Origin of the sequence: Variovorax sp. DAIF25 (assembly GCF_050711835.1) — a bacterium.
GTDB lineage: Bacteria > Pseudomonadota > Gammaproteobacteria > Burkholderiales > Burkholderiaceae_C > Variovorax.
Genome location: NZ_CP136637.1, coordinates 130,365 through 143,251 on the forward strand (window position 1 = coordinate 130,365; position 12,887 = coordinate 143,251).

Below are 12,887 nucleotides of genomic sequence, written 5' to 3' on the forward strand. Positions count from 1 at the left end.
GCGCCGCGGCGCGAGCCGCGGTGCGCGATCAGCCCAGCAGGCCGTGCAGGATGTTGGCGACCGGGGTCACCACATTGCCCACCGTGTGCTCGACCTGGCTGGTGATCGGGGTCACCACGTCGCTGACCACCGAGCCCACCGCGTGATCGACGTTCTCGACCACGTTGGACACGGTCGCGACCACCGGGGCCGCCGCCGCGGTCGCGCCGGCCAGGATGTCGGTCACCGGGGCCAGGGCACCGGAGCCGGCGCTGGTCAGCGTATCGACCACCGGAGCGAGGGTGTCGCTCAGGCCGCTGGCGATCTCGGTTACCGGCTGCAGGATGTTGGCCACCGGGCCGTCGCCGCCCAGCGCACCGAGCAGGCTGCCGACGAGGCCGTCGTTGCCGAGCAGGCCACCCACCAGGCCACCGACCAGACCGTCGCTGCCCAGCAGGTTGCCCACCAGGCCATCGTTGCCGAGCAGACCGCCGACCAGGCCGTCGTCGCCGAGGACGCCACCGAGCAGGCCGCCTTCGCCGCCGCCGAGCACGCCGCCCAGCAGGCCGTCGTCGCCGAGGATGCCACCGAGCAGGCCGCCATCACCGCCGAGCACGCCGCCCAGCAGGCCGTCGTCACCGAGGATGCCACCGAGCAGGCCGCCATCACCGCCGAGCACGCCGCCCAGCAGGCCGTCGTCACCGAGGATGCCGCCGAGCAGACCGCCGTCGCCACCGAGCACGCCGCCCAGCAGGCCGTCGTCACCGAGGATGCCGCCGAGCAGACCGCCGTCGCCACCGAGCACGCCGCCCAGCAGGCCGTCGTCACCCAGGATGCCGCCGAGCAGGCCGCCGTCACCGCCGAGCACGCCACCCAGCAGGCCGTCGTCGCCCAGGATGCCGCCGAGCAAGCCACCTTCGCCACCGAGCACGCCGCCCAGCAGGCCACCGTCGCCCAGGACGCCACCGAGCAGGCCGCCGTCGCCACCGAGCACGCCGCCCAGCAGGCCATCGTCGCCGAGGATGCTGCCGAGCAGGCCACCGTCACCGCTGAGCAGACCGCCCAGCAGGCCGTCGTCACCGAGGATGCCGCCGAGCAGGCCGCCTTCGCCACCCAGCAGACCGCCGAGCAGGCCACCGTCGGCCGGCGCATCGGCCGCGACCATCAGGCTGGCCGAGGCGCTGGCATCGGCACCACCGCCGAGCAGGCCGCCCAGCAGACCGCCGAGAAGGCCGTCATCGCCGAGGATGCCGCCGAGCAGGCCACCGTCGCCACCGAGCACGCCGCCGAGCAGACCATCGTCACCCAGGATGCCACCGAGCAGGCCATCGTCGCCGAGGACGCCGCCCAGGAGGCCACCGTCACCACCGAGCAGGCCGCCCAGCAGACCGTCGTCACCCAGGACACCACCCAGCAAACCGCCGTCGCCGCCGAGCAGACCGCCCAGCAGACCGTCGTCACCCAGGACGCCACCCAGCAGGCCGCCGTCGCCACCGAGCAAGCCGCCCAGCAGACCGTCGTCACCCAGGACACCACCCAGCAGGCCGCCGTCGCCGCCGAGCAAGCCGCCCAGCAGGCCGTCATCACCCAGGATGCCGCCGAGCAGGCCGCCGTCGCCGCCGAGCAAGCCGCCCAGCAGACCGTCATCGCCGAGGACGCCACCCAGCAGGCCACCGTCGCCACCGAGCAAACCGCCCAGCAGACCGTCGTCGCCCAGGATGCCACCCAGCAGACCACCGTCGCCACCGAGCAAACCGCCCAGCAGACCGTCGTCACCCAGCACGCCACCCAGCAGGCCGCCGTCGCCGCCGAGCAAACCGCCCAGCAGACCATCGTCACCCAGCACACCACCCAGCAGCCCATCGCCGCCGATCAGATTCGCCACGCCATCGGTCAGGAAGTCGACCTGCGTGCCCACCGCGCCCAGCAGTGCGTCGGTGGTGCCGGCGCCCAGCAGCTGGTCGGTCAGCGGGCTCAGCAGGCCGCCGACACCGTCGGTGACCTGGCTCACGAGGTCGTCCACCGGATCCAGCACGTTCGGGTCGTTCGGCGTGAAGGTGTCGCCGAGCACCGGGCCCAGCAGGCCGCTCACCGTATCGGTCAGGCTGTCGGTCAGGCCGACCACCGGGGCGAGCACGTCGCCCAGGCCGAGCTCACCGAGCAGCCCGTCGTTGAGGCCGTCGACCAGGCCGCCGACGATGCTGTCGGTCGGGTCGAGCAGTTGGGCACCGGTGCCGCCACCGCCACCGCCGATGCCGCCGAGCACGCCGCCCAGCAAGCCACCGAGCAGACCGTCTTCACCGAGCAGGCCGCCCACGAGGCCGTCGCTGCCCAGCAGGCCGCCGACCAGACCGTCGTCGCCGAGCAGGCTCGGCACCAGGCCGTCCTCGCCGAGCACGCCGCCGAGGATGCCGCCTTCGCCGAGCAGGCCACCCAGCAGGCCGTCGTCGCCCAGCAGGCCACCGACCAGGCCGTCATCGCCGAGCAGACCGCCCAGCAGGCCATCGCCGCCGATCAGGCCACCGAGCAGGCCGTCGTCGGCCAGCACGCCGCCGAGCAGGCCGTCGTCACCGAGCAGGCCACCGAGCAAGCCGTCATCGGCCAGCAGACCGCCGAGCAGGCCGTCGTCGCCCAGCAGGCCGCCGAGCGGGCCACCGGCGCCGAGGATGCCGTCTTCGCCGAGCACGCCACCGAGCAGGCCGTCGTCGCCGAGCAGACCGCCCAGCAGGCCGTCGTCACCCAGCAGGCCGCCGAGCAATCCGTCTTCACCGCCGAGCAGGCCACCGAGCGGGCCGTCGGCCAGCAGGCTGCCGACCACGCCATCCGGTCCCAGCAGGCTGCCGACCAGACCGTCGGGTCCGAGCAGGCCGCCGCTCAGGCCTTCGCTGCCGAGCAGGCCGCTGAGCAGGCCGTCGTCGCCGAGCAGGCTGCCCACGATGCCGTCTTCGCCGAGCAGGCCGCCGAGGGCACCGTCGTCGCCCAGCAGGCCACCGAGCAGGCCGCCTTCGCCGAGTGCCGGGCCCAGCAGGCCGCCGAGCAATCCGTCTTCGCCGCCCAGGCCGCCGAGCAGGCCGCCGTCACCCAGCAGAGTGTCGAGCAGGCTGCCGACCGCCGTGCCTTCGCCGATCAGGCCACCGAGCAGGCCGTCGTCGCCGAGCAGGCCGCCCACGAGGCCGTCTTCGCCCAGCAGGCCACCGAGCAGGCTGTGCTCGCCGAGCAGGCCGTCGAGCACCTGGCCGACCACGCCGTCGTCGCCCAGCAGGCCGTCGACGAGGCCGTCGATGCCCAGGCCGGTGGTCACGCCGCCCAGCAGGCCGTCGCTGCCCAGCACGTTCTCGAGGATGTTGTTCAGCGCATCGGTCAGGTAGTCGACCTGGCCATTGAGCGTGTCGATGATCGCGCCGGTGGTGCCGCCGCCCAGCAGGCCGTCGACCACGGGGGACAGCACGCCGCCGAGGTTGGTGGTGACATGGTCGACCACGTTGTCCACGGGATCGAACTCGTTGGGATCGTTGGGCGTGAAGTCGCTGCCGGCGATCGGCGCGAGCACGTCGTCGATCACGTCGGTGACGCTGTCGACGATGGGCTTCACGGTCTGGAGCGCGCCGCCCAGGCCCAGGGTGTTGTCCACGGCATCGATCACGTGGCCGACGGTGCCGTCGCCCGGATCCAGCAGGTGGTCGGCATCCGCGTCGGCGTCGGCGTCTGCATCGGCGTCAGCGTCGGCATCCGCGTCAGCGTCCGCATCTGCGTCGGCATCCGCATCGGCGTCTGCATCCGCGTCGGCATCGGCGTCCGCATCGGCATCCGCGTCTGCGTCGGCATCACCGTCCGCATCGGCGTCGGCATCCGCGTCCGCATCGGCATCCGCATCGGAATCGCCGACACCGGGAATGAAGAAGGGAACGCTCGAATCGCTGCCGCCGCCGCCCAGGGCCGCGGCCAGCGCGATGCCGCCCAGCGCGCCGAGCGCGAACTCGCCGACGCCGAGGCCGCCGCCGGTGGCGAGCTTCTTGGTAACGGCCAGCGCCGCCGCATCGGCGTCGGCATCGGGCGGGGTGACGGCGAGGTCGCCCGAGGCCACGTCGACATTCACCTGCTCGAGGCCGCCCGGCAGCTTGGTCGACGTGACGGTGGCATCGGTGCCGCCCGCGAAGACGCCGGCCAGCGGCGCCTTGTTGGTGGCCGAGCCGGGGAACAGCACGTTGGCCTGGCCGCCATCGGGAACGATCACGCGGTCGCCGGCGATCAGCGACTGGTTGCCGTCCACCGGGATGCTCACGCCGTCGCGCACGATGGTCGTGCCGGGCGTCGCATTCGATAGCGATCCGATGCTGGCGGGCGCGGCGGCCGCGGGTGCCGAGGAGGGCACTGCCGCGGCCGCGCCCATCGGGGCGATCGGCGAGGCGGTGGCTTGAGCGAGGACCACGGGCGCCCCACCGTTTGCGGTGGTGGCCGGGGTCGTCGGGGTCGATGATTGTGTTGTAGTCATGGCGGCCTCTGTGACAAAGATATGGCCTACAGGGGCAACATGCGTGCCGCCTTCGCGCTGCCGCCATGACAGGCCTTTGTTACGGCACCGTGATCGACTTATCTCGTTGATTCAAAAGGCTTTTGGCGTTTGGGGTAACACGCGGCGGGAACATGCGTAACACCGCTTTTCGCCGCGCGTTACGTAACGCGGGGCGCTTTTTTTCCGGAACGCCAAGCGGGTTCCGGGGTCGCGCCACGGCGCCGGCGAAGGCGTCGAAAAGCCGTCGGACGGCGCCCGCGCGGGGGCACCGCGACGCCTAGCGCTCGAAGCCGTAGGGCGCGAACCGGCTCTGGTTCTCGTCCACGTCGAGCGTCTCGCCGATGAACGGAAAGGCGCGCTGCGGGCAGCGCTCGCGCTCGCAGACCTTGCAGCCCATGCCGATCGGCGTGGCGGCCTCGGGGTCCTGCAGGTCGAGCCCCTTCGCATACACCAGCCGCGGCGCATGGCGGATGTCGCAGCCCAGTCCGATCGAGAAGGTCTTGCGCGGCGAGCCCCAGCCGCGCTGCCCGCGCGAGACCGAGCGCGCGATCCACAGGTAGCGCCGCCCGTCGGGCATGCGCGCGAGCTGCGGCAGGATGCGCTCGGGCTGCGCGAAGGCCTCGTACACGTTCCACAGCGGGCAGGTGCCGCCGGTGCGGCTGAAGTGGAAGTGCGTGGCCGACTGGCGCTTGGAGATGTTGCCGGCCTTGTCCACGCGCACGAAGAAGAAGGGCACGCCGGGCGCGCCCAGCCGCTGCAGCGTGCTGAGCCGGTGGCACACGGTCTCGAAGCCGACGCCGAAGCGCTGGCCGAGCAGGTCGATGTCGTAGCGCAGCGATTCCGCGGCCTCGAGGAAGGCGCCATAGGGCAGCAGCAGCGCGCCCGCGAAGTAGTTCGCGAGGCCGATGCGCGCGAGCTTGCGCGAGGCCGGGTCCTCGGTGAAGGGCGGCGCGTCGACCAGCGCGTCGATCGCCGCGCCGAGCTCGAGCAGCGCGAGCTGGGTGCCGAGCTGGAACGCCTGCTGGCCCGGCTCGAGCGCGGGCGACAGCCGCAGGCTGCGCTGCGCGGCGTCGTAGCGGCGCTTGCTGACCTCGGTGTCGTCGGTCAGCAGCACGCGCACGCCATGGCGCTGGCGCAACCGCTCGACCAGCCATTCGGCGAGATGGCCGCCGTGCTCGCGCGCGCCCGGCGCGGCCTGCGCCTGCTGCGCCTCCCGCGCCAGCGCCTCGGCCGCGCGGTCGAGGGTGTCGAAGTGGTTCTGGTGCGCGAAGAAGAAGTCGCGCACCACCTCGAAGGGCATGGCGCGCGGCGCGGCCAGGCCCGAGCGCTCGTCGCCCAGGCGCAGCGCCATGGTCTCGAGCTGTTCCATCGCCTCGAGGTTGCGCCGGTGCAGCGCCAGCAGCGCGCGGCCCAGCGCGGGCATCTGCGCTGCCACCTCCTGCAGCTCGGGCAGCGCCACCGGCTCGGCGGCGTCGGCCAGCGCCTCGCGCATGCCGGCGACCAGCCGCGCCTCCTCGTCCTCGGAGAACTGCTGGATGTCGACGCCGAGCGCGCGGCTGATCTTGAGCAGCACCGCCACCGTCAGCGGCCGCTGGTTCTGTTCGAGCTGGTTGAGGTAGCTGGGCGACAGCTCCAGGGCATTGGCCAGCGCCACCTGCGACAGGCCGCGCTCCGCGCGCAGGCTGCGCAGGCGCACGCCCATGAATGTCTTCTTCATCGTTTCGCCTTCGCTGCGAATGCGGGGAAATTCGCAAAATTTGCAAATTGGAGGATTGGGGTTCGCAAGAATTTGCCTTTTCAGTCCTTCTGCAAACCGCATTCTCTGCGTAGATTGCGAAGCATGACAACACCCGCTGGAACGACAGAACTGCGCGAACTGGTGCTGCCGGTGCATGCCAACCACCGCGGCACGCTGTTCGCCGGGCAGGGCCTGCAGCTGATGACCAAGGCCGCCTTCCTGGCCGCGCGCGGCCTGGCGCAGCGCGAGGTGGTGATGGCCGGCGTGACCGGCGTCGACTTCCTCGCGCCGGTGCCGGTGGGCCACCAGTTGCTGCTGCGCGGCTGGGTCAGCCGCATCGGCCGCAGCTCGATGACCGTGTGCGTGACCGGCCTGGCCGACGTGCCCGGCGCGCCGGCCGAAGAAGTCCTCAAGGGCGTGTTCGAGATGGTGGCGGTCGACGCCGCCGGTCGTCCCGCCGCCATCGATCGCGCCTACCTCAACGAAGAAACCGCATGAACCCCATGACCGAAACCACCGCCCCCGCGGGCTTCCGCCCCAAGAAATCCGTCGCCCTCTCGGGCGTGACCGCGGGCAACACCGCGCTGTGCACCGTGGGCCGCACCGGCAACGACCTGCACTACCGCGGCTACGACATCCTCGACATCGCCGAGGTCTGCGAGTTCGAGGAGATCGCCCACCTGCTGGTGCACGGCAAGCTGCCCACGCGCGCCGAGCTCAAGGCCTACAAGGCGCGGCTCAAGGCGCTGCGCGGCCTGCCCGCGAGCGTGAAGGAAGCGCTCGAGAGCCTGCCGGCCGGCGCTCACCCGATGGACGTGATGCGCACCGGCGTCTCGGCGCTGGGCTGCGTGCTGCCCGAGAAGGACGACCACAACCTGCCGGGCGCGCGCGACATCGCCGACCGCCTGATGGCCTCGCTCGGCTCGATGCTGCTGTACTGGTACCACTGGAGCAGCCAGGGCAAGCGCATCGACGTGGAGACCGACGACGACTCGATCGGCGGCCACTTCCTGCACCTGCTGCATGGACAGAAGCCCTCCGAGGCCTGGGTGCGCGCGATGCACACCTCGCTCAACCTCTATGCCGAGCACGAGTTCAACGCCAGCACCTTCACCGCGCGCGTCATCGCCGGCACCGGCAGCGACATGCACTCGGCCATCGCCGGCGCGATCGGCGCGCTGCGCGGCCCCAAGCACGGCGGCGCCAACGAGGTCGCGTTCGAGATCCAGAAGCGCTACGACAGCCCGGCCGAGGCCGAGGCCGACATCCGCCGCCGCGTGGAGGCCAAGGAAGTCGTGATCGGCTTCGGCCACCCGGTCTACACCGTGAGCGACCCGCGCAACGTGGTGATCAAGGGCGTGGCCCGGAGGCTGTCGGAAGAGGCCGGCTCGACCAAGATGTACGACATCGCCGAGCGGCTCGAGTCGGTGATGTGGGAGGTCAAGAAGATGTTCCCCAACCTCGACTGGTTCAGCGCCGTGAGCTACCACATGATGGGCGTGCCCACCGCCATGTTCACGCCGCTGTTCGTGATCGCGCGCACCAGCGGCTGGGCCGCGCACGTCATCGAGCAGCGCGTGGACAACAAGATCATCCGCCCGAGCGCGAACTACACCGGTCCCGAGGACCTGGCGTTCGTGCCGATCGAGGCGCGCGCCTGAGGCGAGAGGCTGAGGCGCGGTGAAGTCCTTCCAGGCCGATGTCGCTCGGAGCACACTCCGCGGTGCCGCCCCGCGGGGCGGCGCGCTCCCACACCGAACGACAACACTGGAGACAAGACCATGACGCTGAATCGCCGCGCCTTCTCGGCCGCCGCCCTGGCGGGACTGACGCTGCCCGCCGCCACCCTGAGCCGCGCCCAGGAGGCGTTCCCGAACAAGCCGCTGCGCATCGTCTGCCCCTTCGCACCGGGCGGCGGCTCCGACTTCATCGCCCGCGTGGCGGCCAACGTGCTGACCCAGCAGCTGGGCCAGTCGGTGGTGGTGGACAACCGGCCCGGCGCCGGCGGCACCATCGGCACCGAGTACGCGCTGCACACGCCGCCCGACGGCTACACGCTGCTGCTGATCGCGGGCAGCTACACGGTCAATCCCTCGCTCTACAAGCTGCGCTTCGATCCGGTGGCCGAGATGACGCCGGTGATCCAGCTCTCCAAGGGCGCCTACGTGCTGTGCGTCAACCCGTCGAAGGTGCCCGCGAAGAACCTGCAGGAACTGCTGGCCTTCGCGCGCCAGAACCCCGGCAAGCTCACCTTCGCCTCGGCCGGCAACGGCAGCCACCTGCACATCGTGAGCGAGTACCTGTTCGGCATGGCGAAGGTCAAGGCCACGCACGTGCCGTACCGCGGCACCGGGCCGGCCGTCACCGACCTGGTGGCGGGCAACGTCGACATGTTGATCGCGGGCACCGAGGCGCTGATGCCGCACGTGCAGTCGGGCCGGCTGCGCGCCTTCGCCGTCACCACGGCGAAGCGGCTGCAGGCCTATCCCGACATCCCCTCGATCGCCGAGAGCGGCGGCCTGCCCGCGTACGACGTGGTGGCCTGGCACGGCCTGATCGCGCCCCGGGGCGTGCCGCCGTCCGTGCTCGCCAAGCTCAACGGCGCGCTCGACACCGGCCTCAAGGCGCCGGAACTGGTCGCGAAGCTCGATCCCACCGGCGTGTCGCCGGCCGGCGGCAGCGCCGAGCAGTTCGGCGCGCTGATCGGCACCGAGATCCCGCGCTATGCCAAGGTCGTGAAGGACAACGACATCCGCTCCGAATGAACCCCGCGCGGCCCCTCGCAGCGGGGCCGCATCGCTTTCCTGCCCGCTTCCCACGATGACTTCTAGCCACAGAAAAAAACTCCCCGGCACCGCGCTCGACTACATCGACGCGCGCGCCGCCATCGAAGCGCTGCGCCCCGGTGCCTGGGACACGCTGTCCTACACCGCGCGCGTGCATGCCGAGAACCTCGTGCGCCGCTGCGATCCCGCGATCCTCGACGAATGCCTGCTGCAGATCGCCGAGCGCCGGCGCGATCGCGACTTCCCGTGGTTCCCGGTGCGCGTGGTCTGCCACGACATCCTGGGCCAGACCGCGCTGGTCGACCTCGCGGGCCTGCGCGATGCGATCGCGGCCGAGGGCGGCGATCCGGCGCAGGTGAATCCGGTGGTGCCGGTGCAGTTGATCGTCGACCACTCGCTGGCCGTGGAGTGCGGCGGCTTCGACCCGCGAGCCTTCGAGAAGAACCGCGAGATCGAGGACCGGCGCAACGAGGACCGCTTCCATTTCATCGAGTGGACCAAGCGCGCCTTCGCCAACATGGAGGTGATCCCCGCGGGGAACGGGATCATGCATCAGATCAACCTCGAGAAGATGTCGCCCGTGGTCTACGTGCAGGACGGCCTGGCCTTCCCCGACACCTGCGTGGGCACCGACAGCCACACGCCGCACGTCGACGCGCTGGGCGTGATCGCGGTCGGCGTGGGCGGGCTCGAGGCCGAGAACGTGATGCTCGGCCGCGCCTCGTGGATGCGGCTGCCCGAGATCGTCGGCGTGGAGCTCACGGGCCGCCGCCAGCCGGGCATCACCGCCACCGACATCGTGCTGGCGCTGACCGAGTTCCTGCGCAAGGAAAAGGTGGTCGGCGCCTACCTCGAGTTCTACGGTGAGGGCGCGCGCAGCCTCACCATCGGCGACCGCGCGACCATCTCCAACATGTGCCCCGAATATGGCGCCACCGCGGCGCTGTTCCACATCGACGAACAGACGCTGGCCTACCTGCGGCTCACCGGCCGCGAGGACGCGCAGGTCGCGCTGGTCGAGACCTATGCGAAGACCGCGGGCTTCTGGGCCGACGCGCTGGCATCCGCCACCTACGAGCGCGTGCTGAAGTTCGACCTCTCCAGCGTGGTGCGCAACATGGCGGGCCCGTCGAACCCGCACCGCCGCCTGCCGACCTCGCAGCTGGCCGAGCGCGAGATCGCCATCGGCCTGCACGAGGCGCGCCAGCAGGAGGCCGCGGGCCTGATGCCCGACGGCGCCGTGATCATCGCGGCCATCACCTCGTGCACCAACACCTCGAACCCGCGCAACGTGATCGCGGCCGGGCTGCTGGCGCGCAACGCCAACCGGCTGGGGCTGGTGCGCAAGCCCTGGGTCAAGTCCTCGCTGGCGCCGGGCTCGAAGGCCGTCGAGCTCTATCTGCGCGACGCCGGCCTGCTGGCCGAGCTCGAGCAGCTGGGCTTCGGCATCGTCGCCTTCGCCTGCACCACCTGCAACGGCATGTCGGGCGCGCTCGATCCGAAGATCCAGCAGGAGATCGTCGAGCGCGACCTCTACGCCACCGCCGTGCTCTCGGGCAACCGCAACTTCGACGGCCGCATCCATCCCTACGCCAAGCAGGCCTTCCTGGCCTCGCCGCCGCTGGTGGTGGCCTATGCGATCGCGGGCACGATGCGCTTCGACATCGAGCGCGACATCCTCGACGTGGTCGACGGCAAGGAGATCCGCCTGGCCGACCTCTGGCCCGCCGACGAGGAGATCGACGCGATCGTCGCCGCCTCGGTGCGGCCCGAGATGTTCCGCCAGGTCTACGAGCCGATGTTCGCGATCCATGCCGACCACGGCGAGAAGGCCAGCCCGCAGTACGACTGGCGCCCGCAGTCCACCTACATCCGCCGTCCGCCCTACTGGGACAGCGAGGGCGTGGGCGCGCTCGCGGCCAACCCGCGCACCCTGCGCGGCATGCGGCCGCTGGCGCTGCTGCCCGACAACATCACGACCGACCACCTGTCGCCGTCGAATGCGATCCTGCGCGACAGCGCCGCCGGCGAGTACCTCGCGAAGATGGGCCTGCCGGAAGAGGACTTCAATTCCTACGCCACGCACCGTGGCGACCACCTGACGGCGATGCGCGCCACCTTCGCCAATCCGCAGCTCGTGAACGAGATGGCGGTGGTCGACGGGGTGCAGAAGAAGGGCTCGCTCGCGCGCATCGAACCCGAGGGCCGCGTGGTGCGGATGTGGGAGGCGATCGAGACCTACCTGAATCGCCGCCAGCCGCTGATCATCGTGGCCGGTGCCGACTACGGTCAGGGTTCCTCGCGCGACTGGGCCGCCAAGGGCGTGCGCCTGGCCGGCGTCGAAACGGTGGTGGCCGAGGGCTTCGAGCGCATCCACCGCACCAACCTGCTCGGCATGGGCGTGCTGCCGCTCGAGTTCAAGCCCGGCACCACGCGGCTCACGCTGGGGCTGGACGGCACCGAGACCTACGACGTGGCCGGCGAACCGGCCCCGCGCGCCGACCTCGCGCTGATCGTGCATCGCCGCAATGGCGAGGAGCTGCGCATACCGGTCACCTGCCGCCTCGACACCGCCGAGGAAGTGTCCATCTACGAGGCCGGCGGCGTGCTGCAGCGTTTTGCGCAAGACTTCCTGGCCGCGAACACCGCGGCCGCTTGAGAACCCATCACCATGGCATCCATTCCCCAGATCAAGATTCCCGCCGTCTACATGCGCGGCGGCACCAGCAAGGGCGTGTTCTTCCGCCTGCAGGACCTGCCGCCGGCCGCGCAACAGCCGGGCCCGGCGCGCGACGCGCTGCTGCTGCGCGTGATCGGCAGCCCCGACCCCTATGCCAAGCAGATCGACGGCATGGGCGGCGCGACCTCGTCGACCTCGAAGACCGTGATCCTCTCGCGCTCCACGCGGCCCGATCACGACGTCGACTATCTGTTCGGCCAGGTGTCCATCGACAGCGCCTTCGTCGACTGGTCGGGCAACTGCGGCAACCTGTCGGCCGCCGTGGGTCCGTTCGCGATCGCGCAGGGCCTGATCGATCCGGCCCGCGTGCCGGCCGATGGCGTGTGCACCGTGCGCATCTGGCAGGCCAACATCGGCAAGACCATCGTGGCCCATGTGCCGATCTCTGGCGGCCAGGTGCAGGAGACCGGCGACTTCGAGCTCGACGGCGTGACCTTCGCGGCGGCCGAGGTGCCGCTGGAGTTCATCGATCCGGCCGACGAAGGGGAGGGCGAGGGCGGCGGCGCCATGTTCCCCACCGGCAGGCTGGTCGACGACCTCGAGGTGCCCGGCGTCGGCACTTTCAAGGCCACGCTGATCAACGCGGGCATCCCCACCATCTTCGTCAACGCCGCCGACATCGGCTACAGCGGCACCGAGCTGCAGGACGCGATCAACGGCGACCCGAAGGCGCTCGCGATGTTCGAGACCATCCGCGCGCACGGCGCCGTGAAGATGGGCCTGATCCAGGACATCGCCGAGGCCGCGAAGCGCCAGCACACGCCCAAGGTCGCGTTCGTCGCGCCGCCGAAGGACTACGTCGCGTCCAGCGGCAAGCCGGTGCGGGCCGCCGACGTCGACCTGCTGGTGCGCGCCCTGTCGATGGGCAAGCTGCACCACGCCATGATGGGCACGGCCGCGGTCGCGATCGGCACCGCGGCCGCGATTCCCGGCACGCTGGTGAACCTCGCGGCCGGCGGCGGCGAACGCCAGGCGGTGCGCTTCGGCCATCCGTCGGGCAGCTTGCGCGTCGGCGCCGAGGCGCGCGCGGTCGATGGCCAATGGGCCGTGACCAAGGCCCTGATGAGCCGCAGCGCGCGCGTATTGATGGAAGGCTGGGTGCGCGTGCCCGGCGACAGTTTCTGAAAACGG

7 protein-coding genes are annotated in these 12,887 nt (G+C 71.2%); 5 read left to right on the plus strand and 2 right to left on the minus strand.

What is annotated here, in order from left to right:
- Positions 1–28: 28 nt before the first annotated feature.
- A complete protein-coding gene (locus R0232_RS34795) occupies positions 29–4,408 on the minus strand; it encodes a hypothetical protein (protein ID WP_431513850.1) in 4,380 nt (1,459 codons plus the stop codon).
- Between the two features lie 361 nt (positions 4,409–4,769).
- Positions 4,770–6,209: a short-chain fatty acyl-CoA regulator family protein gene (locus R0232_RS34800; RefSeq protein WP_431513851.1), complete on the minus strand. Its 1,440-nt coding sequence runs from the start codon at positions 6,207–6,209 to the stop codon at positions 4,770–4,772.
- Positions 6,210–6,332: 123 nt separating this feature from the next.
- Between R0232_RS34800 and R0232_RS34805 the strand changes: the two genes are divergently transcribed.
- From R0232_RS34805 to prpF, 5 genes are all read left to right on the plus strand, one after another.
- The gene (locus tag R0232_RS34805) at positions 6,333–6,728 is read left to right on the plus strand and encodes an acyl-CoA thioesterase (RefSeq protein WP_208513781.1); all 396 of its coding nucleotides are present in this window, start codon (positions 6,333–6,335) and stop codon (positions 6,726–6,728) included.
- A gap of 5 nt (positions 6,729–6,733) precedes the next feature.
- Complete coding sequence (gene prpC, locus R0232_RS34810) at positions 6,734–7,891, plus strand: bifunctional 2-methylcitrate synthase/citrate synthase (protein ID WP_431513852.1); 1,158 nt, start codon at positions 6,734–6,736, stop codon at positions 7,889–7,891.
- A gap of 120 nt (positions 7,892–8,011) precedes the next feature.
- Positions 8,012–8,995 carry a tripartite tricarboxylate transporter substrate binding protein gene (locus tag R0232_RS34815; RefSeq protein ID WP_093345741.1) on the plus strand — a complete coding sequence of 328 codons (984 nt, stop codon included), beginning with the start codon at positions 8,012–8,014 and terminating at the stop codon, positions 8,993–8,995.
- 55 nt (positions 8,996–9,050) lie between these two features.
- Positions 9,051–11,675 (plus strand): Fe/S-dependent 2-methylisocitrate dehydratase AcnD, encoded by a 2,625-nt coding sequence (acnD, locus tag R0232_RS34820; RefSeq protein ID WP_431513853.1) that lies wholly within the window; start codon positions 9,051–9,053, stop codon positions 11,673–11,675.
- Positions 11,676–11,687: 12 nt separating this feature from the next.
- The gene (gene prpF / locus R0232_RS34825; protein WP_431513854.1) at positions 11,688–12,881 is read left to right on the plus strand and encodes a 2-methylaconitate cis-trans isomerase PrpF; all 1,194 of its coding nucleotides are present in this window, start codon (positions 11,688–11,690) and stop codon (positions 12,879–12,881) included.
- The last annotated feature ends 6 nt before the right edge of the window (positions 12,882–12,887 follow it).